We start from the raw sequence: 26,024 nt of genomic DNA on the forward strand, positions 1-26,024 counted from the left end.
GCCTCACTCCTCGCCTCGGGTGACGGTGGCCCGGTAGCCGGGGCACGCGGCCAGCAGCTCGCGGTGGGTGCCCTCGGCGCGGGCGGTGCCGCCCTCCAGGTAGATCACGTGGTCGGCGCGGTCGAGCACCAGCGGGCTCGTGGTGCACACCACGGTCGTACGCCCGGCGCGGGCCCCGGCCAGCCGGTCGGCGACGCGGGCCTCGGTGTGGGCATCGACGGCGCTGGTCGGCTCGACCAGGATCAGCACCTCGGGGTCGGCCAGCAGCGCGCGGGCCAGGCGGAGCCGCTGGCGCTGCCCGCCGGAGAACTCCCGCCCCGACTCGGCCACGACCGCGTCCAGGCCGCCGGGCAGCGCCTCGACGATGTCCTCGGCGCAGGCGGCGTACAGGGCCTTGGCGACGTCGGCCTCGCCCCTGGTGACCAGCTCGTCGCGGAGCCGCCCGGCGAACAGCCGGGCGTCGTTGTCGGCGACGAGCACCCGGCGGCGTACCTCGGCCAGCGGGAGATCGCGCAGCGGCACGCCGCCGTAGGTGACCTCGCCGTCGGCGTAGCGGCCGAGCCGGTCGGCGAGCGCGGCGGCGTGCCCGGGGAGGTCGGCGGCGATGGCGGTGAAGACGCCCGGCCGCACGACCACGCCGGACGCGGCGTCGGCCAGCGCTCCGGAAGGGGCCCCGGCCGCGGTCCCGGTGTCGGCGATCTCCGGCTCCAGGCTCAGGATGCGCACGACGCGGCGGGCGGCCACGTGGCCCTTGGTCAGCTTGTCGGCCGCCTCGGTGAGCGTGCGCAGCGGCGCGATCAGGAAGACGGCGTAGACGTAGAAGGCCACCATGTCGCCGCCGCTGATCCGGCCCTCCATGGCGAAGGTGGCCGCGAGCCAGGTGACCGCGGCGATCAGCAGGCCGGGCAGCAGCACCTGGGCGCCTTCGAGCACCGACTCCACGGACGCGACCCGCACCCCGGCCCGGCGCACCCGCTGGGACTCCTCGCGGTAGCGGGCGGCGAAGACCTGCTCGCCGCCGATGCCGCGCAGCACCCGCAGGCCGGCCACGATGTCGGCGGCCCTGGTGGCCAGGTCGCCCTGGAGCTCGCGCTGCTCGTGCTGGCGGCGGTGCAGGGGGCGCAGCAGCGGGCCGACGGCCGCGGCCATCAGCGGCACCCCGGCCAGCACCAGCAGGCCGAGCGGCGGGGAGGTCGAGATCAGGATGGCGCCGATGGCGCCGATCGCGACCAGGGCGCCGCCGCCGCGCAGCAGGATGTCGATGGCGTTGCCGATGTGGGCGATGTCGGAGTTGCCGACGCTGACCACCTCGCCGGTGGACAGCCGTTTGGGCAGGGTGGCGCCCAGGCGGGTGGCCTGGCGCGCGGTGACCTGGACCGTGCGGTAGGCCGCGGCCAGCCAGTTCCACACCGCCATGCGGTGGCGCATCACGCCGGCGAACGCCTGCACGCAGCCGAGGCCGAGCAGCACCAGCGACCACATCGTCAGGGCGCGGGCGTCCTTGCCGATCAGCGCGTCGATCGCCTCGCCGATCACGGCCGGCACGAGCGCCTGCCCCAGCCACCACAGCACGGCGAAGAGCACGCCGCCGGCGAGGGGTGCGGCCTGCTCGCGGGCCACCCAGTACAGGTAGCGAACGGGCCCGCGTGAGTCTGGAACGCCGGGATCGGCGACTGGTAAGGACCGCATGGCCTATCAAGCCTGACAAACGGCCGGTGACGACGGCAAACGGTTTTCGGCGTCAACCATGGTTGACACAATGCCTGTCGTCAACTTACATTGACACCTATGAGCGACACAGCGCAGTTGGCATCGGACGCCAGCAGCCGCGACCCGGCCGTGGGCCTGCGCGCCGTACGGGCGCTGCGGGTCCTGGTGGAGCGGCTGGAGGCGTTGCAGGTGGACAACGCACGCGAACAGGGCTGGTCCTGGCAGGACATCGCCGTGCACCTCGGCGTCACCAGGCAGGCCGTGCACAAGAAGTACGCGGGCGGCCGCGGGCTGCTGAGAAGGAAGGACTGAAGGGATGTTCGAGCGGTTCACCAAGGCGGCCAGAGACGCGGTCGTCCAGGCCCAGCAGGAGGCCCGCACCCTCGGGCACGGCCGCATCGGCACCGAGCACATCCTGCTGGCCATGCTGTCCGCCACCGACCGCCCGCCCGCGCAGGTCCTGGCCGCGATGGGCCTCACCTACGACGAGGCGCGGGCGGCCGTGCGGCGCTACGTCGGCACCGACGACCTCGACGCCGACGCCCTGGGCACGATCGGCATCGACCTGGGCGCCGTGCGGGAGAAGGTCGAGCAGGTCTTCGGCCCCGGAGCGCTGGACCGTCCGCGAGGCTCGCGCGCGCCCCTCGGCGGGCACGTCCCCTTCGCCCCCCGCGCCAAGAAGGTGCTGGAGCTCTCGCTGCGCGAGGCCATCCGGCTCAAGCACAACTTCATCGCCGACAGCCACATCCTGCTGGGCATCCTGCGCGAGGGCGAGGGGGTGGCGATGAAGGTGATCGTGGACGCCGGAATCGACACCGACGCCCTGCGCACCAGGATCACCGCCCTGTTGGCCGCGGCCTCCTGAGGCTCTACTTGGCCCGCAGGTAGTCGCGGTTCATCCGGGCGATGGTCTCCAGCGGGATGCCCTTCGGGCACACCGCGGTGCACTCACCGGTGTTGGTGCAGCCGCCGAAGCCCTCGGCGTCCATCTGCTCCACCATCGCCTTGGCCCGCGAGTCGCGCTCGGGCTGACCCTGCGGCAGCAGGCCCAGATGGGTGATCTTGGCTGCGGTGAACAGCGAGGCCGAGCCGTTGGGGCAGGCGGCCACGCAGGCGCCGCAGCCGATGCAGGTGGCCGCGTCGAAGGCCGCGTCGGCGTCGGCCTTCTTCACCGGGATGGTGTGCGCGTCGGGCGCCGACCCGGCCGGGACCGAGATGAAACCGCCGGCCTGGATGATCCGGTCGAACGCCGAACGGTCCACCACCAGGTCCTTCACCACCGGGAAGGGCGCGGCCCGCCACGGCTCGATGGTGATGGTGTCGCCGTCCTTGAAGTGGCGCATGTGGAGCTGGCAGGTCGTGGTGGCCCGCTGCTCCCCGTGCGCCACACCGTTGATCACCATGCCGCACATGCCGCAGATGCCCTCGCGGCAGTCGTGGTCGAAGGCGACCGGATCGTCGCCCTCCAGGATCAGCCGCTCGTTGAGGACGTCCAGCATCTCCAGGAACGACATGTCCGGCGAGACGTCCTCGACGTGGTAGGTCACCATCCGGCCCTCGTCGGCGGGACCCTTCTGCCGCCAGACCTTCAGGGTCAGGTTCATCCCGCTCACTTGTAGCTCCGCTGCGTCATCTTGACGTACTCGTACTTCAGCTCTTCCTTGTGCAGCACCGGGCCGCCCTCGGGCCGGTACTCCCACGCCGCGACGTAGGCGAAGTTCTCGTCGTCGCGCAGCGCCTCGCCGTCGGCGTCCTGCGACTCGGCCCGGAAGTGGCCGCCGCAGGACTCGGTGCGGTGCAGCGCGTCGATGCACATCAGCTCGGCCAGGTCGAAGAAGTCGGCGATGCGCCCGGCGCGCTCCAGCGCCTGGTTCAGCCCCTCGCCGTCGCCCGGCACCTTGACGTTCTGCCAGAACTCCGCGCGCAGCTCGGAGATGCGCTCCAGCGCCTTGCGCAGCGACTCGTCCGTACGCTCCATGCCGCAGTAGTCCCACATCACCCGGCCCAGCTCGCGGTGGTAGGAGTCGGCGGTGCGGTCGCCGTTGACCGACAGCAGCCGGTCGATCTTGCCGCGGACCTGGCCCACGGCCTCGTCCACCGCGTCCTGGTCCACCTCGCCGAACGGGCCGCCGGCCAGGTAGTCGCCGATCGTGGTCGGCAGCACGAAGTAGCCGTCGGCGAGCCCCTGCATCAGCGCGGACGCGCCCAGCCGGTTGGCGCCGTGGTCGGAGAAGTTGGCCTCGCCGATCACGAACAGGCCCGGGATCGTGGACTGCAGGTCGTAGTCCACCCACAGCCCGCCCATCGTGTAGTGCACGGCCGGGTAGATGCGCATCGGCACCTCGTAGGGGTTCTCGCCGGTGATGCGCTCGTACATCTCGAACAGGTTGCCGTACTTCTTCTCCACCGCGTCGCGGCCCAGGCGGGTGATCGCGTCGGCGAAGTCGAGGTAGACGCCCAGCCCGCCGGGGCCGACGCCGCGGCCCTCGTCGCAGACGTTCTTGGCGGCGCGGGAGGCGATGTCGCGCGGCACCAGGTTGCCGAACGCCGGGTAGATGCGCTCCAGGTAGTAGTCGCGCTCGTCCTCGGGGATGTCGCCGGGCGCGCGGTCGTCGCCCTTGCGCAACGGCACCCACACCCGGCCGTCGTTGCGCAGCGACTCCGACATCAGCGTCAGCTTGGACTGGTAGTCGCCCGAGACCGGGATGCAGGTCGGGTGGATCTGGGTGTAGCACGGGTTGCCGAAGTACGCCCCGCGCCGGTGCGCCCGCCAGATCGCCGTGGTGTTGCAGCCCTTGGCGTTCGTGGACAGGTAGAACACGTTCCCGTAGCCGCCGGTGGCCAGCACGACCGCGTCGGCGAGGTGCGTCTCGATCTCGCCGGTGATCAGGTCGCGCACGACGACGCCGCGGGCCCGCCCGTCGCTGACGATCAGGTCCAGCATCTCGTGCCGGGTGTGCATCTTGACCGTGCCGGCCGCGACCTGCCGCTCCAGCGCCTGGTACGCCCCCAGCAGGAGCTGCTGCCCCGTCTGGCCGCGGGCGTAGAAGGTGCGCGAGACCTGCGCGCCGCCGAAGGAGCGGGTGTCGAGCAGGCCGCCGTACTCGCGGGCGAACGGCACGCCCTGGGCCACGGCCTGGTCGATGATGTTCACGCTGACCTCGGCCAGGCGGTACACGTTCGACTCGCGGGCGCGGAAGTCGCCGCCCTTGACCGTGTCGTAGAACAGCCGGTAGATCGAGTCGCCGTCGCCGCGGTAGTTCTTGGCCGCGTTGATGCCGCCCTGCGCCGCGATGGAGTGGGCCCGCCGCGGGGAGTCCTGGTAGCAGAAGGACGTGACGTTGTAGCCCAGCTCGCCCAGCGTCGCCGCGGCCGAGCCGCCCGCCAGGCCGGTGCCGACCACGATGACGTGCAGCTTGCGCTTGTTGGCCGGGTTGACCAGCTTGGCGGCGAAGCGGCGCTTGCTCCAGCGCTCCTCGATGGGGCCGTCGGGGGCCTTGGTGTCCCGGATCGGCTCGCCGACGGTGTAGTTCACTTGACAACTCCGATCAGGATGGCGAACGGCACCGAGAGGAAGGCCAGCACCAGCACGGCCGACAGGCCGGCCGCGGCCAGCTTCAGCGGCCGGTACGCCTTGCCGCTCGCCAGCCCCAGGGTCTGGAAGGCGCTCCACAGGCCGTGGCGCAGGTGCAGCCCCACCATGACCAGCGCGAGCGTGTAGAACAGCGTGACCGGCCAGCGCTCGGGCGCGAAGCCCTGCACCATGCGGTCGTACGGCAGCCCGGCGGCGCCGGCGGGGTTGACGGTGGCGAAGGTCAGGTCGAGCAGGTGCCAGATCAGGAACAGCACGATGACGACGCCGCCGTACCGCATGGTGTGCGTGGCGTAGCCGGACGCCTGCGACTTGCGGCGCGCGGCGTACTTGACCGGGCGGGCCTTGCGGGCGCGGCGGGTAAGCGAGATCGCCGCCCACATGTGCAGCACCACGCTGACCAGGAGCACCACCTCGATCAGCGTCAGGACCGTGCGGCCGGGCACCGCGGGCTCGCCCACGTGCCGCAGCCAGTGCGCGTACTCGTTGAAGGACTCCGCGCCGGAGAAGACCTTGAGGTTGCCCACCACGTGGAGGATGAGGAACAGGACCATCACGGCCCCGGTGACCGCCATGACGGCCTTCTTGCCGGTGGAGGTCCCGAGGAAGCCGCGGCGCTCGCGCGCCGGCCCCGCGTTCTGCTTCTGCTGGGACCCTCCGGATCGCGGTGGCAACACCGGCGCCGTAGCGGACCCGCGGTCAATCGTGGCTGTCACGTCCTGGACGGTAGGAAGCGCCCGGCCCGTCCGTCCAAGTCATCAGGCGTCTGGTTTCCATAGCGCCGGGCTATGGCCTCAGGTTTTCCGCGCTCCCGGCGGCGTCCCGCCGCTGCGGATGCGACCAATCTCACATGCCGGGGCGGGCCGATGGCAGGAAAATCGATAGCCGTACGCTATGGAGAGTGCAGCTGCAGCAACTCGCGTACTTCGTCGCCGTGGCGGAGACGCGGCACTTCACGCACGCCGCCGAGAGGATGCGGGTCGCGCAGCCGTCGCTGAGCAAGCAGATCCGCGCCCTGGAGTCGGAGCTGGGGGCGCCGCTGTTCAGCAGGGCACGGGGCAACGTCACCCTGACCCCCGCCGGCGAGGCGCTGTTGCCGCTGGCGCGGCGGATGCTGGCCGACGCCGAGACCGCGCGGCGCGAGGTCGCCGAGCTGGCCGGGCTGCGCCGGGGCCGGGTGCGGCTGGGGGCCACGCCGTCGCTGTGCGCGGGGCTGCTGGCCGACGCTTTGGCCCGCTACCACCGCGACTATCCGGGCGTGGAGCTGCTGGTGGAGGAGGGCGGCTCGCGGGATCTGGTCCGCGACCTGGCCCGGGGCCAGCTCGATCTGGCGCTGATCATCCTGCCGCTGCAGAGCCACGATCCCTCGCTGGTCACAGAGGAGATCCTCAGAGAGAATCTGGTGGTGGTGTCACCGTCGCACACGCGCACGCGCAAGCCGTATCTGCGGATCGACGAGCTGCGCGGGCGGCCGATGGTCATGTTCCGGCGCGGGTACGACCTGCGCGAGGCCACGCTGAACGCCTGCCGGCACGCCGGGTTCGAGCCGAGGTTCGCGGTGGAGGGCGGCGAGATGGACGCGGTGCTGCGCTTCGTCGAGGCCGGTCTCGGCGTGGCCGTGGTGCCCTCGATGGTGCTCGACGGGAGGCCGGGGCTCGCCGGCACCCCGCTGGCGCCTCCCGGCCTGCGCCGCACGATCGCCCTCGCGCACCGCAAGGACGTCGAGCCCACCCGCGCCGCCAACGCCTTCCGCGCCACCCTGCTCTTCTTCCTGGCCGAGGCCGCCCACGAGGGCAGCCTGCCGCAGGGGGTCGAGCTGGCCACTCCCGAGGGATGACCCGCCATGCCCACCTTCCCGAGGTGCCCGTGACCGAGCTCTCTGGCTCCACCCCCATGCCGGAGCTGCTGACGCTGCTGCTCATCGAGGACGACGCCGGCGACGCGTTCCTGGTGGAGGAACTGCTCGGCCAGTCCGACACGCCGCCGAAGATCACCTGGGTGCGCAGCATGGCGGAGTGCCGGGCCAGGCTCACCCCCGACGTGCAGTGCGTGATCGTCGATCTGTCGCTGCCCGACGCGACCGGGCTGGAGGCGCTGGAGCAGGTGCTCGACCTCGCGCCGTACGCGGCGGTGCTCGTGCTCACCGGTCTGGACGACGCCCACGTCGGCGCGGCGGCGGTCGCGGCGGGCGCCCAGGACTACCTGGTCAAGCAGGACGTCGATGCCCGCCTGCTCGGCCGCGCGGTGCGCTACGCGCTGGAGCGCAAGCGGGCCGACCTGGCGCAGCGCCGCCTGATGCAGGCCGAGCTGACCGCCCAGGAGAACGCCCGGCTGGAGCACGGCCTGCTGCCGGTCGCGCTGCTACACACCCGCGACCTGGAGCACCACCCGCGCTACCTTCCCGGGCGCGAGGCGGCGCTGCTCGCGGGCGACTTCTACGACACCGTGGAGCGGCCCGACGGGTCGGTGCACCTGGTGGTGGGCGACGTGTGCGGGCACGGGCCCGACGAGGCGGCGCTCGGCGTGGCGCTGCGCATCGCCTGGCGCACCCTGGTGCTGGCGGGGCACGAGGGCAACGACCTGCTGCACACGCTGGACCGCATGCTGCGCCACGAGCGCAAGTCGGCGGAGATCTTCACCACGCTGTGCACCGTCGTCATCGACCCGCGGCTCGACCGCGCCCGGATGCACGTCGTGGGCCACCCCGCGCCGCTGCTGGTCCGCGACGGCACGGTGGAGGCGGTGCCGGGCACGCCGTCCGGGCCGCCGCTCGGCATCTTCCCCGACGTGGAGTGGACGCCCATCGACGTGCGGCTGGGCGAGGAGTGGGCGCTGCTGCTCTACACCGACGGCCTGATCGAGGCCATGCTCGGCGAGGACGGCGAACTGCTCGGCACCGAGGGCCTGGTGCACCTGGTCCGGGAGCAGGCCGCCCAGGGCGGCATCGACCTCGACCGGATCGTCGCCACGGTCACCGAGCAGCGGCAGCACCCGCTCGTCGATGACATCGCCGCCGTGCTGCTGCGCAGGAGGCCGCGATGACGCAGGTGCCCCCGCCCCAGCCCCTGCCGGCGCCGCGGCAGGCGGAGGGCATGAACCGCTTCACCGTGGGCCGGTGGTTCGCCGCCGGGGGCGGCGCGCTCGTGCTCATCCTGCTCGTCGGCATCGCGCTGTCGGTCAACGCGCTGAACCAGCTCGGCACGACCCGCGACCAGGTCGTGGAGGTGATCGACCCGGCCCTGATGCGCAGCCTGGAGCTCACCAGCGCCCTGACCGGGCAGGACACCGCGATCCGGGCGTACGGGCTGACCGGGGAGAGGGGGCGGTTCGACGAGTACCAGGCCGCGGTGGCGGCCGAGCGGCGCGCGGCGGCGGACCTCACCCGCCACCTGCGCGAACTGCCCGGCGGCGACCGCCTCGCGGGGCACGTCGGCCGGATCACGGCGGCGGCGCGTGAGTGGCGCGAGGAGTACGCCGAGCGGGTGGCCGAGCAGGTCCGGGAGAAGGGCGAGTACCCGATCTCCCGCTCGGGCGGCACGCGCGGGGTGGAGCTGTTCACCGGGGTGCGCGCGAGCCTGGCGCCCCTGCAGGGGGAGCTGGAGCGGCTGCATCGCGAGGGCGTGGCGCGCATGCAGAGCGGGGCCAGGACGCTCTACCTCACGCTGGGCGCGCTCGCGGTGATCGTCCTGGTCACGCTGGTCGTGCTGGCGCTGCTGATCCGGCGGTTCGTGCTCAACCCGGTGTCGCGGCTGACCGAGCAGGTCCGCACGGTGGCCGGCGGCGACTTCGACGCCCGGATCGGCGTGGACCGGCCCGCCGAGCTGAACGAGCTGTCCGGGCACATCGACGCCATGCGCGGGCGCATCCTGGCCGAGTGGCGGCGGGTGGCGGAGGCGCAGGCCAAGCTGGAGGACCAGGCGCTTGAGCTGCGCCGCTCGAACGGCGAGCTGGAGCAGTTCGCGTACGTCGCCAGCCACGACCTGCAGGAGCCGCTGCGCAAGGTGGCCAGCTTCACCCAGATGCTGGAGCAGCGCTACGGCGACCAGCTCGACGACCGGGCCAAGCAGTACATCGCCTACGCGGTGGACGGCGCCAAGCGCATGCAGACCCTGATCAACGACCTGCTCGCCTTCTCCCGGGTGGGGCGGGTCGGCGGCGAGCGCCAGATGACCGACTCCGGCGCGGCGCTGCGCGCGGCCCTGGACAACCTGGCCGCGCCGATCGAGGAGGCCGACGCGACCGTGGTCGTGCACACCGAGATGCCGCAGGTGTACGGCAACGGGATGCTGCTGACCCAGCTCTTCCAGAACCTGGTGAGCAACGCGGTGAAGTTCCGCTCCAGCGCGCCGCCGATCGTGGAGATCGCCGCCGAGCGGCGCGACGACATGTGGGAGTTCTCCTGCTCCGACAACGGGATCGGCATCGACAGCAAGTACGCCGAGCGGGTGTTCATGATCTTCCAGCGGCTGCACCCGCGCGACGTCTACCCCGGCACGGGCATCGGCCTGGCCCTGGCCAAGAAGATCGTGGAGTACCTCGGCGGCACGATCTGGGTGGACAACGTGGGACGCACGTCCTCGGGCACGACGTTCCGGTGGACCCTGCCCGCCGCACCTCCCCTATCGTTGGAACTCACCCCCCACAGTAGGTCCCGGCCCCCCACGGGAGCCGCGTCAGGAGCGGATGATGTTTGACATGCGCCCCATAGAGGTGCTGCTGGTCGAGGATGATCCCGGTGACGTGCTGCTGACCCAGGAGGCGTTCGAGCACAACAAGGTGCGCAACCGCCTGCACGTCGTCAACGACGGCGAGGACGCGATGGACTTCCTGCGCCGGCAGGGCGAGTACGCCGACGTGCCCAGGCCCGACCTGATCCTGCTGGACCTCAACCTGCCCCGCAAGGACGGCCTGGAGGTGCTGGCCGAGGTCAAGGCCGACGCGGACCTGCGCGCGATCCCGGTGGTGGTGCTCACCACCTCCGAGGCGGAGGAGGACATCCTGCGCAGCTACAACCTGCACGCGAACGCGTACGTGTCCAAGCCGGTGGATTTCACGCAGTTCATCCGGGTAGTCCGACAGATTGATGATTTCTTCGTGACGGTGGTCAAACTGCCCCGCTCCACACAGCGTCCCTGACCATACGTGACAGGAATCACACCTGGTCAGCCAAAAAGTGAGTGACCCGGCTCACACAAGCCGATGTGACCGTCGTAACGTATCTGCCACCAATACGCGCGACGGCGTGTGATTCGGCGCGACCGAGCCGGCGCGCACGAGCGAACGAACCCGGTCCCGAGGCGTAGTTCCCGGGTCCGCGGGAGGTGGAGAGGTCCCCGATGACCCAGACAACGGCCGAGAGCCCAGCCAGGAGACAGCGCGCGCAGCTCCGCACGCGCACCTTGCGCACCGACCGATGGTGGCTGGCCCCGGCCATAACATTCGCGTCGCTGACGGCCTTCCTCGTATACGGCTTTTGGGCGATCTTCGACGGCAGCTACTTCGTGGAGCCCTACCTCGCCCCCTTCTCGGCGCCGTGCCTCACCGAGGCGTGCCCCGAGGGCGCGCGGCTGTTCGGCTGGGCCCCGATCGGCGACTGGTTCCCGCTGCCGCCCGGTTTCCTGATCCTCGGCCTGCCGGCCGGCTTCCGGGTGACGTGCTACTACTACCGCAAGGCGTACTACCGCTCGTTCTGGCTCTCGCCGCCCGCCTGCGCCGTCGGCGAGCCGCACAAGAAGTACACCGGTGAGACCCGCTTCCCGCTGATCATCCAGAACGTCCACCGCTACTTCTTCTACTTCGCCCTGGTCATCGGCGCGATCCTGGCCTACGACGCGGTCCTCGCCTTCCGCAACAGCGAGGGCGAGTGGGGCCACATGGGCCTGGGCACGCTGATCCTCGTCGTCAACGCGATCCTGATCGTCACCTACACGTTGTCGTGCCACTCCTGCCGCCACATCGTCGCCGGCAGGCTCAACCACTTCTCGCGCCACCCGCTGCGCTACCGCATGTGGGGCTTCGTCTCCAAGCTCAACGCCAAGCACGCGCAGCTCGCGATGGTGTCGATGTGGTTCATCATGTTCGCCGACCTGTACGTCCGGCTGGTGGCCAAGGGCGTCATCACCGACATCACGTTCTTCTAAGGAAGCCCTGACCATGGAAATCGAACGTCACCAGTACGACGTCGTCGTCATCGGAGCCGGCGGCGCCGGCCTCCGGGCGGCCATCGAGGCCCGCCAGCAGGGCAAGAAGACCGCCATCGTGTGCAAGTCGCTGTTCGGCAAGGCCCACACCGTCATGGCCGAGGGCGGCGCCGCCGCCGCGATGGGCAACGTCAACCCCGACGACAACTGGCAGGTCCACTTCCGCGACACGATGCGCGGCGGCAAGTTCCTCAACAACTGGCGCATGGCCGAGCTGCACGCCAAGGAGGCCCCCGACCGCGTCTGGGAGCTGGAGGCCTGGGGCGCGCTGTTCGACCGCACCAAGGACGGCAAGATCAGCCAGCGCAACTTCGGCGGGCACGAGTACCCTCGCCTGGCCCACGTCGGCGACCGCACCGGCCTGGAGATGATCCGCACCCTCCAGCAGCGCGTGGTGGCCCTCCAGCAGGAGGACTACAAGATCCACGGTGACCACGAGGCGTACATCAAGGTCTTCGCCGAGTGCACCATCACCCGCCTGCTCAAGGACGGCGACGCGATCTCCGGCGCGTTCGGCTACTGGCGCGAGAACGGCTCCCTGATCGTCTTCGACGCCCCCGCCGTGGTGCTCGCGACGGGCGGCATCGGCAAGTCGTACGTCGTGACCTCCAACTCCTGGGAGTACACCGGCGACGGCCACGCCCTGGCGCTGCTGGCCGGGGCGAAGCTGATCAACATGGAGTTCATCCAGTTCCACCCGACCGGCATGGTCTGGCCGCCGTCGGTGCGCGGCATCCTCGTCACCGAGTCCGTACGCGGCGACGGCGGGGTGCTGCGCAACTCCGAGGGCAAGCGGTTCATGTTCGACTACATCCCCGAGGTGTTCAAGGACAAGTACGCCACCACGGAGGAAGAGGCCGACCGCTGGTACACCGACCAGGCCAACAACCGCCGCCCGCCCGAGCTGCTGCCCCGCGACGAGGTCGCCCGCGCGATCAACGCCGAGGTCAAGGCCGGCCGCGGCTCCCCGCAGGGCGGCGTGTTCCTGGACGTCTCCACCCGGCTGCCCGCCGAGGAGATCCGCAAGCGCCTGCCGTCGATGCACCACCAGTTCAAGGAGCTGGCCGACGTCGACATCACCGCCGAGCCCATGCAGGTCGGCCCGACCTGCCACTACATCATGGGCGGCGTCGAGGTGGACGCCGACACCGGCGCGGCCTGCGTCCCCGGCCTGTTCGCGGCGGGCGAGGTGTCGGGCGGCATGCACGGCTCCAACCGCCTCGGCGGCAACTCGCTGTCCGACCTGCTCGTCTTCGGCCGCCGGGCGGGCGCGGGCGCGGCGGCGTACGTGGACGGGCTGACCTCCCGCCCCAAGGTGCACGACGCGGCGGTCCGCGAGGCCCAGGCCGAGGCCCTGGCCCCGCTGGAGCGCAGCGGCGAGAACCCGTACGAGGTGCACCACGAGCTCCAGCGCACCATGAACGACCTCGTCGGCATCATCCGCAAGGCCGAGGAGATCACCGAGGCCCTTGAGGTCGTCGAGAAGCTCAAGGAGCGGGCCAAGGGCGTCGGCGCGGCCGGCACCCGCATCTACAACCCCGGCTGGCACCTCGCCCTCGACCTGCGCAACATGCTCCTGGTCAGCGAGTGCGTCGCCAAGGCGGCGCTGATGCGCGAGGAGAGCCGCGGCGGCCACACCCGCGACGACTACCCGCAGATGTCGGCCGAATGGCGGCGCAAGCTCCTGGTGTGCTCCTCCTCCCCCGACGGCTCCAACGTCACGGTCGAGGAGCGGCCGCAGCCGAGCATGCGCGAGGACCTGCTCACCCTGTTCGACCGGGGCGAGCTGAGCAAGTACCTCACCGAAGAAGAGCTGGCCGAGTACGACGCCGCGGTCGCGGCCAAGGAGTCCTGATGAGCTACAAGGCGAAGTTCCGCATCTGGCGCGGTGAAGGCGGCGAGGGCAAACTGGAGGACTTCACCGTGGAGGTGAACGAGGGCGAGGTCGTCCTCGACATCATCCACAGGCTCCAGGCCACCCAGGCCCCCGACCTGGCGGTCCGCTGGAACTGCAAGGCCGGCAAGTGCGGGTCCTGCTCCATGGAGATCAACGGCAAGCCCCGGCTCGGCTGCATGACCCGCATGTCCACCTTCGCCGAGGACGAGACCATCACCGTCACCCCGATGCGGACGTTCCCGGTCATCAAGGACCTGGTCACCGACGTGTCGTTCAACTACCAGAAGGCCCGGGAGATCCCGTCCTTCACCCCGCCCGCCGACGTCAAGCCGGGCGAGTACCGCATGAAGCAGATCGATGTCGAGCGCTCGCAGGAGTTCCGCAAGTGCATCGAGTGCTTCATGTGCAACAACGTCTGCCACGTCATCCGCGACCACGAGGAGAACAAGGTCAACTTCGCGGGCCCGCGCTTCCTCATGCGGATCGCCGAGCTGGACATGCACCCGTACGACGTGGCCGACCGCAAGGACATCGCCCAGGACGACCACGGCCTCGGCTACTGCAACATCACCAAGTGCTGCACCGAGGTGTGCCCCGAGCACATCAAGATCACCGACAACGCCCTGATCCCGATGAAGGAACGAGTGGTGGACCGCCGCTACGACCCGCTGGTCTGGCTGGGCAACAAGATCCTCCGCCGCCAGAAGTCCTGACCCCGCCCACCCCGGGGCCCGGCCGAGGGCCCCGGGTGCACACCCCAGATCGTGCTCACCTGCCAGGGGCCGGCCATCCTGGACGAGGAGATCACCAGGCGCCTGCCCGACTCCGGCATGGCCCCGCTGATGCTGCTGACCACCGACATGGTGGTCGCCGCCGCCCCCGCCCCGAAGGCGGGATCGGCGGCCGCCCTGTCGGAGACCAGCAGTGAGCTCGGCATCGCCCTCGGTATCGCGGTGCTGGGCAGCATCGCCGGCGCCGTCTACCGGCACACGATGGACGGCGCGCCGCTCACCGGGCTTCCGGAGCAGGCGGCCATGGCGGCCCGCGACAGCCTCGTGGAGGCGGTTCCCATCGCGGAGCGGCTGGCGGGCGCGTCCGGCGCCGAACTGCTCGCCACCGCCCGGGATGCCTTCACGGCGGGGCTGAGCGCGGTCGGCGTCATCAGCGCGGTTCTGGCGGTCGCGCTGGCGGCCACGGTGGTGGTCGTACTGCGCGAGACGCCCGCCCATCACCGCGACGACGCTGACGCGAACGCCTGACGAACCGAGGGCCGGGCCGCCCGTCCCGCCGGGCACCGGCCCTCCAAGCGGGTTTCGCGCGGCTTCCAACGTCGGCGTGAGGAGGCGCGGAACGGGGCTGTGCGGCCCTGGGGCGCGGCCTGGGGTTACCGCCCGGCGCGGGGGCTTTACTTGCCGCGTCGGCGGTCCTCGGGGCCGTCTGGGGCCTCCTCGGCCTGCGGGGGCTCGGCGGCCGGGAAGAGTGCGGTGCCCTGAGGGCCGGACGGGACCGGACCCGGCCCGTTGCGCTCGTCGTCCGCCAACGGGACGGTCTGGGACCAGGACGAGCCGCTACCCGTGCCGGATGGGGGCGTGTGCGGGGTGAAGGCGTCGAACGGCGTGAGGTCGTGCGGGCCTTCCAGGAACGACTCCGGAGGCAGGTTCCCGGGGAGGGGCGGAGTCGGAGTGCCGGGCTCGCGGGCGGCGGCCTCCGGAACGGGGAAGGGCGGGTCGGCGGGGGACGGCGAGGTGAAGGTGCCGGGGGCGGCGTAGTCCGCTGAAGACGGCGGGGTGAAGGCGTCGGGGGCGGTGTACTCCGCGGGGGAGGGCGTCGCCGGGTCCGAGGGCTGGGGCGCCGGGTACTCCTGGCCCGGGGCCGGCATGCCGTAGCCCTGCTGCGCGTAGTAGCCCTGCTCCGGGGTGCCGTACTGCTGGTAGCCGCTCGGGTAGGTCGTGACCGGGACGAAGCTGATGATCGGCGCGTACGCCGTGCCGCCCGGGTAGGCCACCTGCGCGTACCCGGAGGAGTAGCCCGGCCCGGCCGGGTAGCCGGTGTAGGCCGCCGCCGCGGCGGGGTCGGCCGTGGGGGTGACGCTGCGGTGCCGGCCGGGGGCCTTGGGGCCCGCCTTGCGGACGGCCGCGGCGTGCGCCATGCGGCGCAGGCGGCCCTCGAAGATGAGCACCGCGAACAGGGCGAGCAGGACCAGGACCAGCGCGGGGATGCCGAGCTGGCGGCTGATCGTCTGCTGGTCGAACTCGGGGGCGGCCTCGCGCAGCTCGACGGGTACGGAGTCACTGCTCGGCGGCACCTGGGTGGGGCTGGCCAGGGCGGTGGGCGGAGTCGTGACCACGTCGGACACGGTCGGCAGCGACACCGTCGGCTCTTCCGTCTCCGTGGGCGGCGGCGCCGTGGTCGGCGGCGGCTGGACCGGCTGCTGCGTCGGCTGCGCCGGCGGGGGCGCGGCGGTCGTGCTCGGCGGGGCGGGCTGCTCCGGCGGCTTGGAGGTCTTGGTCTTGGAGGGCGTCACCGTGACCGTGGTCGTCACCTCGGTCGGACCGGGCTCCGCAGGAGGCGTGATCGTGGTGGTGACCGTGGTGACCGGGTCTGACGGCTCTTCCTGACCCACGTTGTCATCGGGCTCGAGCTGCGACGGAACCGCCATGGCCGCGCTGCGTACTCCGTCGGTCGCCGCACTGGCCGACGATCCGATCAGCGGCGCGGCGACAAGCACGCCGCCACCGCAGAGTCCGAGCGTGAGTACCATTGCGGACACGGCCTTCCCATGCCCGCGTCTAGTCACCGGTGCCCTCCGCCAAGTCCTCAACAAAGCGAGTCAAGGAAATACTAGTTGGGCAAAGGTTACAGCAACGTCTGTTTTACGACACTGATCGCGATCCGCTGCGCGTACGGCAGCGGAAGCGGCGCAGGCACGCCGGAGCGGTGAGCAACCCCAGTAGGAAGAGCACGGCGGCCAGCACGGCGGGCAGGCCGCGCACATCGATGCCACCGGCGCGGGAATCGCTCGCGGCGGGCGCGGTGTGCATGTTGGCGATCACATGCGAGCCGGGCCCGGGATCGGCGGCCATGGCGGAGCCCGGCAGGTCCGCGGGCGCCGAGGCGCCGGGTTGCGCCGGGACGGCCGGCATGGCGGACGGTCCCGCCGACGGCATCCCGCCGTAGGGCGTCCCGCCGTACGGCATCCCTCCGGAGGGCATCGGCTGGGCCGGCAACGCCTGCGACGGCATCCCTTGGGACGGCATTCCCTGGGACGGCATCATCTCGGACGACGGCACCGAGGGCGGGACCGGCACGGCCGGGGGCATCACCGGCGCGGAGGGCTGTCCGTAGGACCCGCCGGGCGGGACCGGAGAGACGGCGGGCAGCTCGGGCGCGGCGAGCGGCGCCGGCACCGGTGCGGGCGCCGGGACGGCCCCGACTCCCTGCCCCGGGTTCGGCCCCCCGCCTGTGGCAGGGCGCGGGTCGGGCATGGCCCGCACCCCGGGCCGCGGGTCCGGCACGGCCCGCACCCCGGGCCGGGCGTCCGGCACCGCCCCCACGCCCGGACGGGCGTCCGGCGCCGCCCCCGCGCCGAACCGTCCGTCGGGCACCGCCCGCACCCCGGGCCGCCCGTCGGGGACGGCCCGCACCCCAGGACGGGGGTCCGGGACCGGCGGCACGAGGGGACGCGGCGCGGGGGCGCCCGGAACGCGGGGACGAGGCGCCGGCCCGCCCTGAACCGCAGGCCGGTCGAGCCTCCCGCCGTCTGCCCGCTTGTCACGCCCCGCGTCATGCCGCGGATCGCCCGCGGAGGCGTGCCTGCGCCCACCCCGGTCCCCCGGGTCGGCGACGACCACGGGCCCACGCCTGGCCATGTCTCCGTGTCCGCCCCTACCGCCCGCATCGGGCGCGGCCTCCGGACGGGGGGCCGCCAGGGTGCCCCCCGAGTCACGGCCGGAGGCATCGCCGCGCGCACCCCTGGCTCCCGCATCGGGCGCGGCTTCCAGACGGGGGGCCGCCAGAGTGCCCCCCGAGTCACGACGGGACACCTTGGGTGCGCTCCTGCCACCCGTATCGGGCGCGCTCATCGGACCACGCGCCACCGGATCACCGCCGGCATCGCGGCCGGACGCGTCGCCGCGGGCCTCCTCGGGGGTGGCATGGGTGTCGCCCTCGGCCCGGGGGCCGCGCGGGGGTGCGGGGTGGGCCGGGGACGTGGCAGGAGTGCGGGGGGTGGACGCGCGGCCGGAGGCGTCTCCGCGCACACCGCTGCCGTCCGGATCGGGCACGGTCGCCGGGCCACGAGCCACCACATCGCCACCCGCATCACGACCGAAGGTCTCGCCACGGGCCTCGGCCTGAGGGCCGCGCGGGGGCGCGACGGGCGTGTGGGGGATGGACGCACGATCGACGGCCTCGCCACGGGCCTCGGCCTGAGGACCACGCGGGGGCACCACAGGAGCGTCGGAGCCGGACGCACGATCGACGGCCTCACCACGCGCCTCACCCTGAGGACCGCGCGAAGGCGCCACGGGAGCGTCGGAGCCGGACGCACGATCGACGGCCTCGCCACGGGCCTCGGCCTGAGGACCACGCGGGGGCACCACGGGAGCGTCGGAGACGGACGCACGATCGACGGCCTCATCCTGAAGGCCGCGCGAAGGCGCCACGGGAGTGTGGGAGATGGACTCGCGGCCGGAGGTGTCGCCGTGGGCCTCCTCCACCGTGGCCTGGGTGTCGCCCTCGGCCTGGAGGGCGCGCGGGGGTTCGAAGGAGGCGGGGGGTGCCAGGGGGGCGCGTAGGCCGCTGCCGGGGGTGGCGTGCCAGTGCAGGCGCATGCCGTCCTCCGCCACGGTGAGCCCGCCGGGGGCGTACGCGGATCGGGGTTCGGCGTCCGCGGGGGCGGGGGAGGCCGTCCCGGCGGTGGTGGGGGTCAGGATCGAGGCCCGGGACGTGCGGGTGTGCCAGGCGCCGCTGGAGGTGCGCAGGTCGGCCACCGCGGTGAGGACGATCTCCTCCGCGTCGTCGGCGGGGGCCGTCACGCGTACGTCCACCGTCCGGCCGTCGGCGACCCGGCCGAGGGGGCACTCCTCCCCCGCGGGCACGCCCGCCGCGCTTCCCGCGCAGGGCAGCACGATCACGGTGCCGGGCGGGTCGGCCAGTACGCGCAGGCGTGCGTCGCCGGTCTCGCCGGACAGGCGGAGCCGGAGCAGGAACGCCTCCCCGGTGCGCACCCACCGGCTCCACGCGTCGCCGTCGTCCCGCTTGCCCATCTCGGCCTGTGCCGCATTCGCGGGCACGGCTCCCGCCGTGAGGGCGACGGCCGTCGCCAATGTCATCACCGCATATCCCCGACCAGGCACGGCGCTTCTCCCCCCGAAGATCCGCCGGAAATCGCGCGCATGGACGCGCACGCACATGAGCAGTATTACGCTGCGTAGTTGTTATGTCACGCTGGACTGATCCTCAATCCTGCCCCGGCGAGGAGGCTGCGAGGAAATCCGCCACCGCCCGTACGATCGGCAGGTCGGCCGGGAGCCAGGGCACCTGGAACAGCTCGTCGGGGGCGAGCCAGCGCAGTTCGAGGTGCTCCTTGGCCTCCGGCTCGCCGGAGGCGATCTCGGCGATCCAGACCCGCAGCACGTACGCGCCGCTGAGCGGCCAGTCGCCGCCCACCTGGGCGCCGAGGGTGACCAGGACGCCCAGTTCCTCCCGGCACTCCCGGATCAGCGCCTCGCGGTCGCTCTCGCCGGGATCGACCTTGCCGCCGGGGAACTCCCAGCCACCGCGCAACTCCGGCGGCTCGGCCCGCTGCGCCGCGAGCAGCCGCCCGTCACGCACCACCGCCGCACCAACCACGACCAGGCTCATGGGGACACATGATGTCAGCCCGCCGCCTGCACCACCCGCTTGAGCTGTTCCCGCACCGACTCGTTCTCCAGGGGGCGGGTGAACCCGACCAGGTTGCCGCGGTCGGTGTAGCTGGTCACCTTGATCGGCCCGCACAGGCGGCAGCGCGCCTCGACCATCTTGCCCTTGGAGACCACCAGGCCGACGTGCCCGGGGCGGTTGGGGCCGGTGCCGGGGCCGGAGTTGAAGAACACCAGGTCGCCGGGTTGTTCGTCGCCTTCGTCGATCCTGACTCCGAAGGGCCACTGGCCGAACGTCGTACGGGGGATGGACAGGCCCACCGACCGGTAGGCCATGTAGATGATCCCGGAGCAGTCGAACGCGTCGGGCCCGGTGCCGCCCCAGCGGTAGGGCTTGCCGCGCTGCGCCAGGGCGTAGTCCAGGATCTCCTTGACGATGTCGTTGGGCGCCGCCTCCACCAGGGGCTCGTCGCAGGCGGGGTCGGCCTCGGGGGGCAGGGTCAGCTCGCCGTCCTTGGCGTAGCGCTGGGCGATCTCCAGAACCTGGTCCACATACCACCAGGCCCGGTTGTAGACGAACAGCGCCCGGCGTACGTCCTCGGGGGCGCCGTTGCGCTTGAGCATCTTGGCCGCGCCGAGGATGGCGTCGGCGGGGTTGTACACGTCGGCCACGCCGTCGCCGTCGCCGTCGGAGGCGTAGCCGTTGAACTTGGACGGGATATCGATCTTGGCCTTGCCGCCCCAGGTGCTGATCAGGAACTGCATCGGGCCGGCGGCCCCGGCCGAGTTGGTCCCGCTCCGCACGCCGGGGAGCGTGGAGCGGCCGTGGTTGGTCTCGCGCTTGCCCACGGCGGCCAGGACGTTCCACTGCACGCCGATCTCCTTGCCGTACTTCTGGTACAGCTCCAGGTACTCGGCGGGGATGTCGGAGCCGGCGGTCGCGGAGAGGTCGTCGCCGCCGCCGGGGGCGACCTCCTCGCAGTCGGGTAAGGTGCCGCCGCCGAGGAACGAGGGGAAGGTGCTCATCAGCATCGGGGCCACCACGAGTGTCATGAGAACCAACCCCGCGATTCCGACGATCAGTGCAATCCGGACACGCGGAGTGTTCATTCCACCCCTCCGGACGGGTCGCCCTCCTGGCCCGCGTCCGCGGGCTGGAGGTCGTAGACCCGCCAGTCGCTGCCTACCTGGGTGAGCGTGACCGCGTAGTCGGCGCTGCGCTGTTGCGGCCCGCTCGTGGAGGTGACGTTCTGCACGCCCGTCACCACGAAGATCACCGAGGTCTCGTCGACCTCCCGGATCTGCTTGACCGTCGCCGAGCCCTGGGCGACGAGCTGGTCGGTGCGGTTCTGCTCGACCGTGCCCGGCGCGCTGACGGCGCGGGCCAGCTCGTCGCCCAGCTCGGTGGTGGTGAAGGCGCGCAGCCGCTGGGCGTACGCGCCGGGGTCCTCATCGAAGCGGTACGTGCCGTACGCCTCGGTGAAACGCCGCGCCACGTCGGCCGCCGCCGCCAGCTCCTGCTTCGACATCGGCAGGAAGGAGTAGATGTCGAAGGGGGCCTGGCTGGCCGTGGCCAGCGGCGTCTGCGGGACGGCCGGGGACGCGCCGCCCTCGCCGACCTCCTGCCGCTGGGCCGCGGCGGGCGACGCCGGAGTCTCCTCCGACGTGCCCGGCCCGCCCACCGTGAGATAGATCCCCACCACCGCGAGGATCGCGACCAGCCCGGCGAAGACCACGCCCCGCCGGTCTCCGGTTCCGCCCGCCAACGCCCGTTCCCTTGGTCCTCGTGCTCGTGGATGCCGTCAGTGCCGGACCCGTCCGGGTCCTTGACCGTTAGTCCTCGTTAGTCCTTGTCGGGATTGGTGGGGCGCAGCCAGAAGGGCGTGGGCGCCTCGTCCGCGCCGTCGCCGCTCCTGCTGGGCAGCCACAGCGGGGGCGCCTCGGACGCCCGGTCGCGGCGCGCGCCGTCGGAGCCGCGCGCCACGCCTCCGCCGTTGCGCCGCGCCTGCCCGTTGCCGCCGCCGAACAGGCCGCCGCCGTCGCCGCCGCGCCGGCCGTCACGCCCGCCACGGCCACCGCCGCCTCCGCCTCCGCCGAACAGGCCGCCACCGCCACCGCCGCCGAACAGGCCGCCGCCGCCCCGCGCCGGGCCGCCGGACTGCCTGCCGGTCCTGGCGGTGGAGCCGCCAGTGCCGCGGGTGCCCGCCGCGGCCGAGCCGCCGCGCGCCCAGCCGCCGCCGGACCGCCCGCCGAACCAGCCGGTGCCGCCGGTCGTGCCGGTCGTCCCGGTGGTGCCGGACGCGGCGCCGCGTACGGTCCCGTTGGCCGTCGCGCCCGTACGCACGCCGCGTACGGCGCCGTTGGACGGCGTGCCGGACAGGTTGAGCGGCGGGGCCGAGCCCGTGCGCTGGATCGTGGTGCGGGCGGGCACCTTGCGGCGGCCCGCCGCCGTGCCGTCGGTGTCGAGCGGCGCGGGCGCGCCCACCGGCACCCGGGCGTTGGACGGCGTGGCCGCCTCCGCGCCGTCGGTGCCGCGCGCCCGGCCCTGGGCCACTCCCCCGGCCGCCGCCGCGGCGGCCGTCGCGCCACCCGCGATGGCCGCGGTCTGCAGCAGCGGCTCGGCCTTGCGCAGCCCCCAGCGCCCGGCGCGGTAGCCCGCCACCGGCGGCAGCGCGTTGGCCGCCCGCGACAGGGTGGGCGCGGTCGCGGCCTCGCCGAGCATGCGGGTGGTGAGCGTGTGCCCGTCCATGGACGCGAACAGGTGCTGGAACGGCCGCCGGTAGAAGAACACCGCGATCGTCAGCAGCGCCATGAACAGGATCTGCAGGCCCCAGGGCATGGCGGTGGCGATGATCAGCGCGTAGCCGTAGACCAGCACGCCGAGCACCAGCGCCAGCACCGCCTGTCTCAGCAATGTGCCGATCAGCATCTCCAGCCAGCGCATCGCGATGATCCGCCCGGAGCCCGGATGCACGCCGATCAGCAGGAAGACCGGCGCCAGGATCAGCAACAGCAGGAAGCCCACCTTGAGCACCAGCAGCGACACCGCCACCAGGAAGATCAGCAGGCCCGCCACCATGGCCGCGATCAGCGCCCCGATCGCGATGCCCAGCCTGGTGGTCCAGTCCTTGCCCTGGATCAGCGGGAAGATCGCGGTGTTCTCCAGCTTGTCGGCGAACTCCTCCTCATACCGCTTCTGGTACGCGTCGCTGGCCGGCCGCTCGCCCGCGGCCATCTCCTGCGCGTCGATGGCCTGGATGTCCAGCACCTTGGCCCCGAAGTCGCGTACGACCGGCGCGTTGGGGTCGGCGGTGCCGAACTGGCCCATCAGCCACGGCTTGCAGACCAGCGTGGACCACAGCGCGTCGGCGTTCTGGTCCACCCCGGGCGTGCCCGCCTGGCCGTAGCCGCCCGGCTGCGCCTCGGCGGTGGTGTCGCCCTTGGTGGGCAGGCAGGACACGCCGCCGGAGTTGGGCAGCCCGGCGAACGCCGAGTTGACGATCTCGCCGGTCTTGTCGGTCACCACCTTGCCGATGCCGGTGAAGTCGCCGGGACGGCTGAAGAACCACACCGCGACCGTCACCGCGAGCACCATCCAGATGACGCCCTCGGCGGTGGTGGTCGCCCGCTTGCGGATCAGGCCGTACCACGCCAGCCAGATCGCGCCCAGGATCACCACCGGGCGCAGGTACGGCCAGTACATCGCGTTGGCCAGGTTGGTGACGATCCCGTCCACCGCGTCCTTGATCGACTGCAGCGGGCCCTCGGTCGCCGCGGCCTGGTAGGTGGTGATCGTCATCCGATCGACCGACTTGGCCCACAGGAAGATCGTGTTGGCCCAGGCGTTGCCCAGCACCGCGGCGACGTCGTCGCAGCCGAGCTGGTGGGTGTGCCAGAACTGCCCGGCCATGCCGTAGCGGTCGTAGTTGGTCTGCGACTCCGGAGCCGGCGGCGCGGTGGGCTGCTGCTGCGCCCCCACCTGCGCGCCGGCCGTCGTCGCCAGCGAGTCGGCGGGCGGCTTGAGCAGCCCGTCGAGCCCGCCGTCCACGATCTCGGGTGCGAGGTCCGGGGAGAGGTCACACGGCGCCGCCGCAGTGGCCGTGCCCATCGTGGGCAGGGCCAGCGGCAGCGCCAGTAATCCCAGGAACAGCACCAGGCCGGCGGCGCACCGCCGGAGTAGTCGAGCCCGTCTGTCTCCGCGTTCCGGCCCGCCGCCGATTCTCGGCCCAGGCCCTCGCCGCCCCTTGCGGGACACCCTCATGACCGCACCTCCTGCGCCGTCGCCCCCGAGCCGCCGATGCCCCCAGAAGGATCATGCCCGTTCTCGCCGGGCTTGTCGTGCGTCGGATTCGTGTCGAGCCAGCGAAGTAGTTCTTCGCTGATCAGATCGACCGCGATCCGGCCGGCGCGGCCGTCCAGATCGCGGAAGACGCACTCGCCGTTGCCGAGCGAGCGCAGCACCGCCTTGTGCTCCTCCGAGGGATCGACGCCGAGCAGCGACATCACGTGCTCGACCTCGACCCGCTCGGTGGACCTGAAGGCGAACACCGAGGACAGGCAGTTGGTGACCTGCTCGTTGAGCAGGTCGCCCGCGTTCTGGGAGACCAGTACGAGGGCGGTGTTGCGCGAGCGGCCCATCCGGCTCACCTCGGGCACCAGCTTGGCGCCCTCGGGAGTGGAGGTGATCGCCCACGCCTCGTCCAGGAAGATCGCCTTGGGCGAGCGGCGGTCGATGCCGTTCATCAGCCTGCGGGCGAACTGGGAGACGAGGTAGAGCAGCGCCACGGACAGCCGCTGCTCGTAGGAGTAGTCGTCGCGGCCGGTGGCGACGTCGGGCAGGGTGAGACCGCCGAGGGTGAACACCGTGGTCCAGCCCTCGCTGTCGATCTGGTCGCCGCCCGAGGGGTCGAAGCACAGCCGGGCGAGGTGCATCTCGGACATCGAGCGCAGCACGGCGCCGAGGTTCTTCGACGCCGGATCGTCGGCCTGCTCCAGGAAGTCCACGACCTTGCCCAGCGAGGGGTTCTCGCCGTTCGACACCGCGGCCACCGCCTGGATCATGGCCGACTCGCGCTCCTCCGACATGCGGGGGAGCAGCAGCCGCAGCGTCTCGGTGGCCATGGTCTTCTTCGCGGCGATGTCGTCGCCGAAGCTGAACGGGTCGAGCAGGCCGGGCGCGGCCGAGCCCAGCGGGATGATCCGCGCCTTGCGGCCCCGCGCCTGGAGCAGGCGTACCAGCGACTCGGCGTCGCCCTTGGGGTCGATCACCGCGACCGTCACGCCGCGCAGCGCCATCTGGTAGATCAGCAGCAGCGCCAGCGTGGTCTTGCCGCCGCCGGGCTCGCCGGTGATCGCGATGGCGGTCGGGCGGTTGCGGGTGGCCGCCACCAGCGGGTCGAAGTGCACGATGCTGCGCGCCCGGCCGACGGTCTCGCCGACGTACGGGCCCACCCAGCCGGCGTTGGTCTCGTCGATCCGGTCGCCCAGATCGACGGTCGCCGTGGGCATGCCGCCCGCGATCGTGCGCAGCGGCTGGCGCTGGGCGTACGCGTTGACCCGCACCCGCTCGCCCGGCAGCGACTCGCAGAACAGCGAGAACTGGTCGCCGGTCGAGTTGACGATGTCGATGCCGAGGTCGCGGTAGTGCTCGATCACGGCCTCGACCCGCTGCACGCAGATCTCCTCCGTGGGCGCGCTGACGATCAGCCGGTGCCAGCCGTACACGAAGGGCAGGCGCTCCTTGGTGATGCCGTGCTCCAGCATGCGCGCCGCGTCGATCTGCTCGGCCAGCGCGATCGGCGCCTCTGCGCCCGCCTCGCGGATGTGGATGTCCATGTCGCGGGCGTGCGCGAGCTTGCGCGCGACGTCCTTGCTGGCCTTGACCGGCGGGATCAGCCGCATCCGGCTGGAGACCTCCACCGGGAACGGGAGCTGGTCGGCGAAGTGCTGCCACGGCTCGCCGTCGGGGAACGGCATCAGGTCGGGGAAGCGGGCGAAGGACAGGTGGGCCACATAGGAGTCGCCGGCGTTCTGCACGATGCGCAGCATCGACCGGCCGTTGTGGATCTGGCCCTCGACCAGCGCCTCGATCTCGCCCCGGCCCCAGCGCCGCTTCGGGCTGGCCGACGGCGGCGGGTCGCCCAGGCCGCCGTGCGCGGCGTGCTGGAACAGCCAGGCGATCTCGGTGGACGTGGCGTGGCGGGCGTACAGGGCGCTGGAGGCCAGCGCGCGGCCCAGCCGCTCGGCCGCGGCGGTCCACTTGGCGATCTCGCTGTCGGGCACGTGGTCGTCCTCCAGCCCGAGCGCCTTCTCGCCGCGCTGGTAGAAGCCGAAGAGCTGCGCCAGCACGCCGGTGCCGAGCTGCGCCCCGCGCGGCCCGAGGCGTACGCCGAGGTAGACCTCCTTGGTCCAGAAGTCCTTGGCCCAGACGTGGCGGTACATCTCCTCCAGGTAGTCGCGCCAGCCCGGCCCCTCGTCGGAGGTCTGGTTCAGCGCCATCGCCCACTCGGCGGCGGGGTAGGCGCGGTGCGCGACCCGCAGGTGCACCTCCGCGTCGGGCATGCGGATGGCCGCCAGCGCGATCGTGATGTTCGTCGCCAGGGCCTCGCGCTCCTCCGGGGTCACGAACTCATAGTTCACCGTCGGAAGCCGGAAGTAAGCCCATGCCGCGGAATCGGTAAGGAGCACTCGATCGTCGAAGTACCTGACGGCCAGGCGGCTGCGCGCCCGCGACGAACGACTCATGAGCCGCTCTCCCTGCC

General features: G+C 72.2%; 22 protein-coding genes. 11 read left to right on the plus strand and 11 right to left on the minus strand.

Going from position 1 to position 26,024, the window contains the following annotated elements; all coding sequences use genetic code 11:
• Positions 1–3: 3 nt before the first annotated feature.
• The gene (locus HNP84_RS18095; RefSeq protein WP_185050907.1) at positions 4–1,689 is read right to left on the minus strand and encodes an ABC transporter ATP-binding protein; all 1,686 of its coding nucleotides are present in this window, start codon (positions 1,687–1,689) and stop codon (positions 4–6) included.
• 99 nt (positions 1,690–1,788) lie between these two features.
• On the opposite strand from HNP84_RS18095, the gene HNP84_RS18100 reads away from it, so the two are divergent.
• Positions 1,789–2,022 carry an RNA polymerase subunit sigma-70 gene (locus HNP84_RS18100; RefSeq protein ID WP_185050908.1) on the plus strand — a complete coding sequence of 78 codons (234 nt, stop codon included), beginning with the start codon at positions 1,789–1,791 and terminating at the stop codon, positions 2,020–2,022.
• A gap of 4 nt (positions 2,023–2,026) precedes the next feature.
• Entirely contained in the window at positions 2,027–2,575 is a 549-nt protein-coding gene (locus HNP84_RS18105) for a Clp protease N-terminal domain-containing protein (protein ID WP_185050909.1), read from the plus strand.
• 4 nt (positions 2,576–2,579) lie between these two features.
• On the opposite strand, the gene HNP84_RS18110 is transcribed toward HNP84_RS18105, so the two are convergent.
• Genes HNP84_RS18110 through HNP84_RS18120 form a run of 3 tightly spaced genes read right to left on the minus strand, consistent with a single transcriptional unit; the run spans position 2,580 to position 6,018 of the window.
• Complete coding sequence (locus HNP84_RS18110; RefSeq protein ID WP_185051146.1) at positions 2,580–3,314, minus strand: succinate dehydrogenase/fumarate reductase iron-sulfur subunit; 735 nt, start codon at positions 3,312–3,314, stop codon at positions 2,580–2,582.
• Positions 3,315–3,319: 5 nt separating this feature from the next.
• Positions 3,320–5,245 (minus strand): fumarate reductase/succinate dehydrogenase flavoprotein subunit, encoded by a 1,926-nt coding sequence (locus tag HNP84_RS18115; protein ID WP_185050910.1) that lies wholly within the window; start codon positions 5,243–5,245, stop codon positions 3,320–3,322.
• A complete protein-coding gene (locus tag HNP84_RS18120) occupies positions 5,242–6,018 on the minus strand; it encodes a succinate dehydrogenase cytochrome b subunit (RefSeq protein ID WP_185050911.1) in 777 nt (258 codons plus the stop codon). The genes HNP84_RS18115 and HNP84_RS18120 overlap by 4 nt, the downstream gene beginning before the upstream one ends.
• A 185-nt stretch (positions 6,019–6,203) precedes the next feature.
• Between HNP84_RS18120 and HNP84_RS18125 the strand changes: the two genes are divergently transcribed.
• The 8 genes from HNP84_RS18125 (at position 6,204) to HNP84_RS18160 (ending at position 14,658) form a co-directional block, all read left to right on the plus strand.
• Entirely contained in the window at positions 6,204–7,139 is a 936-nt protein-coding gene (locus HNP84_RS18125; protein WP_185050912.1) for a LysR family transcriptional regulator, read from the plus strand.
• Between the two features lie 29 nt (positions 7,140–7,168).
• Positions 7,169–8,344 (plus strand): PP2C family protein-serine/threonine phosphatase, encoded by a 1,176-nt coding sequence (locus HNP84_RS18130; protein ID WP_312925138.1) that lies wholly within the window; start codon positions 7,169–7,171, stop codon positions 8,342–8,344.
• A complete protein-coding gene (locus tag HNP84_RS18135) occupies positions 8,341–9,996 on the plus strand; it encodes a sensor histidine kinase (RefSeq protein ID WP_185050913.1) in 1,656 nt (551 codons plus the stop codon). The genes HNP84_RS18130 and HNP84_RS18135 overlap by 4 nt, the downstream gene beginning before the upstream one ends.
• Positions 9,989–10,438: a response regulator gene (locus tag HNP84_RS18140; protein ID WP_185051148.1), complete on the plus strand. Its 450-nt coding sequence runs from the start codon at positions 9,989–9,991 to the stop codon at positions 10,436–10,438. The genes HNP84_RS18135 and HNP84_RS18140 overlap by 8 nt, the downstream gene beginning before the upstream one ends.
• A 200-nt stretch (positions 10,439–10,638) precedes the next feature.
• Positions 10,639–11,442, plus strand: coding sequence for a succinate dehydrogenase subunit SdhC (gene sdhC / locus HNP84_RS18145; protein ID WP_185050914.1), 804 nt, complete (start codon positions 10,639–10,641; stop codon positions 11,440–11,442).
• 13 nt (positions 11,443–11,455) lie between these two features.
• Entirely contained in the window at positions 11,456–13,357 is a 1,902-nt protein-coding gene (locus HNP84_RS18150; protein ID WP_185050915.1) for a fumarate reductase/succinate dehydrogenase flavoprotein subunit, read from the plus strand.
• Complete coding sequence (locus tag HNP84_RS18155; RefSeq protein ID WP_185050916.1) at positions 13,357–14,112, plus strand: succinate dehydrogenase/fumarate reductase iron-sulfur subunit; 756 nt, start codon at positions 13,357–13,359, stop codon at positions 14,110–14,112. The genes HNP84_RS18150 and HNP84_RS18155 overlap by 1 nt, the downstream gene beginning before the upstream one ends.
• Positions 14,113–14,163: 51 nt before the next feature.
• Positions 14,164–14,658, plus strand: a complete 495-nt coding sequence (locus tag HNP84_RS18160; protein ID WP_185050917.1) for a hypothetical protein — start codon at positions 14,164–14,166, stop codon at positions 14,656–14,658.
• Positions 14,659–14,804: 146 nt separating this feature from the next.
• On the opposite strand, the gene HNP84_RS18165 is transcribed toward HNP84_RS18160, so the two are convergent.
• Positions 14,805–15,746: a hypothetical protein gene (locus tag HNP84_RS18165; protein WP_185050918.1), complete on the minus strand. Its 942-nt coding sequence runs from the start codon at positions 15,744–15,746 to the stop codon at positions 14,805–14,807.
• Between HNP84_RS18165 and HNP84_RS18170 the strand changes: the two genes are divergently transcribed.
• Complete coding sequence (locus HNP84_RS18170) at positions 15,739–16,017, plus strand: hypothetical protein (RefSeq protein WP_185050919.1); 279 nt, start codon at positions 15,739–15,741, stop codon at positions 16,015–16,017. The genes HNP84_RS18165 and HNP84_RS18170 overlap by 8 nt on opposite strands.
• Before the next feature lie 255 nt (positions 16,018–16,272).
• Here HNP84_RS18170 and HNP84_RS18175 read toward each other — a convergent pair whose 3' ends face one another.
• From HNP84_RS18175 to HNP84_RS18200, 6 genes are all read right to left on the minus strand, one after another.
• Positions 16,273–18,732 (minus strand): hypothetical protein, encoded by a 2,460-nt coding sequence (locus HNP84_RS18175; RefSeq protein WP_185050920.1) that lies wholly within the window; start codon positions 18,730–18,732, stop codon positions 16,273–16,275.
• A gap of 127 nt (positions 18,733–18,859) precedes the next feature.
• Positions 18,860–19,264, minus strand: coding sequence for a (deoxy)nucleoside triphosphate pyrophosphohydrolase (locus HNP84_RS18180; protein WP_185050921.1), 405 nt, complete (start codon positions 19,262–19,264; stop codon positions 18,860–18,862).
• Positions 19,265–19,278: 14 nt separating this feature from the next.
• Positions 19,279–20,316, minus strand: a complete 1,038-nt coding sequence (locus tag HNP84_RS18185; protein WP_246518310.1) for a C40 family peptidase — start codon at positions 20,314–20,316, stop codon at positions 19,279–19,281.
• 53 nt (positions 20,317–20,369) lie between these two features.
• Positions 20,370–21,029 carry a hypothetical protein gene (locus tag HNP84_RS18190; protein WP_185050923.1) on the minus strand — a complete coding sequence of 220 codons (660 nt, stop codon included), beginning with the start codon at positions 21,027–21,029 and terminating at the stop codon, positions 20,370–20,372.
• A 77-nt stretch (positions 21,030–21,106) separates the two neighbouring features.
• Positions 21,107–23,416 carry a type IV secretion system protein gene (locus HNP84_RS55080; protein WP_312925139.1) on the minus strand — a complete coding sequence of 770 codons (2,310 nt, stop codon included), beginning with the start codon at positions 23,414–23,416 and terminating at the stop codon, positions 21,107–21,109.
• A 104-nt stretch (positions 23,417–23,520) separates the two neighbouring features.
• Positions 23,521–26,007 (minus strand): ATP-binding protein, encoded by a 2,487-nt coding sequence (locus HNP84_RS18200; protein ID WP_185050925.1) that lies wholly within the window; start codon positions 26,005–26,007, stop codon positions 23,521–23,523.
• Between the last annotated feature and the right edge of the window lie 17 nt (positions 26,008–26,024).

It is taken from the genome of Thermocatellispora tengchongensis (genome assembly GCF_014202315.1).
Lineage (GTDB): Bacteria > Actinomycetota > Actinomycetes > Streptosporangiales > Streptosporangiaceae > Thermocatellispora > Thermocatellispora tengchongensis.

Coding starts and splice junctions, on each gene's coding strand:
- HNP84_RS18155 (WP_185050916.1), top strand. CDS start 13,357: ATGAGCTACAAGGCGAAGTTCCGCATCTGGCGCGGTGAAGGCGGCGAG.
- sdhC (WP_185050914.1), top strand. CDS start 10,639: ATGACCCAGACAACGGCCGAGAGCCCAGCCAGGAGACAGCGCGCGCAG.
- HNP84_RS18135 (WP_185050913.1), top strand. CDS start 8,341: ATGACGCAGGTGCCCCCGCCCCAGCCCCTGCCGGCGCCGCGGCAGGCG.
- HNP84_RS18180 (WP_185050921.1), bottom strand. CDS start 19,264: ATGAGCCTGGTCGTGGTTGGTGCGGCGGTGGTGCGTGACGGGCGGCTG.
- HNP84_RS18110 (WP_185051146.1), bottom strand. CDS start 3,314: ATGAACCTGACCCTGAAGGTCTGGCGGCAGAAGGGTCCCGCCGACGAG.
- HNP84_RS18140 (WP_185051148.1), top strand. CDS start 9,989: ATGTTTGACATGCGCCCCATAGAGGTGCTGCTGGTCGAGGATGATCCC.
- HNP84_RS18200 (WP_185050925.1), bottom strand. CDS start 26,007: ATGAGTCGTTCGTCGCGGGCGCGCAGCCGCCTGGCCGTCAGGTACTTC.
- HNP84_RS18105 (WP_185050909.1), top strand. CDS start 2,027: ATGTTCGAGCGGTTCACCAAGGCGGCCAGAGACGCGGTCGTCCAGGCC.
- HNP84_RS18185 (WP_246518310.1), bottom strand. CDS start 20,316: ATGACACTCGTGGTGGCCCCGATGCTGATGAGCACCTTCCCCTCGTTC.
- HNP84_RS18150 (WP_185050915.1), top strand. CDS start 11,456: ATGGAAATCGAACGTCACCAGTACGACGTCGTCGTCATCGGAGCCGGC.
- HNP84_RS18095 (WP_185050907.1), bottom strand. CDS start 1,689: ATGCGGTCCTTACCAGTCGCCGATCCCGGCGTTCCAGACTCACGCGGG.
- HNP84_RS18175 (WP_185050920.1), bottom strand. CDS start 18,732: ATGACATTGGCGACGGCCGTCGCCCTCACGGCGGGAGCCGTGCCCGCG.
- HNP84_RS18100 (WP_185050908.1), top strand. CDS start 1,789: ATGAGCGACACAGCGCAGTTGGCATCGGACGCCAGCAGCCGCGACCCG.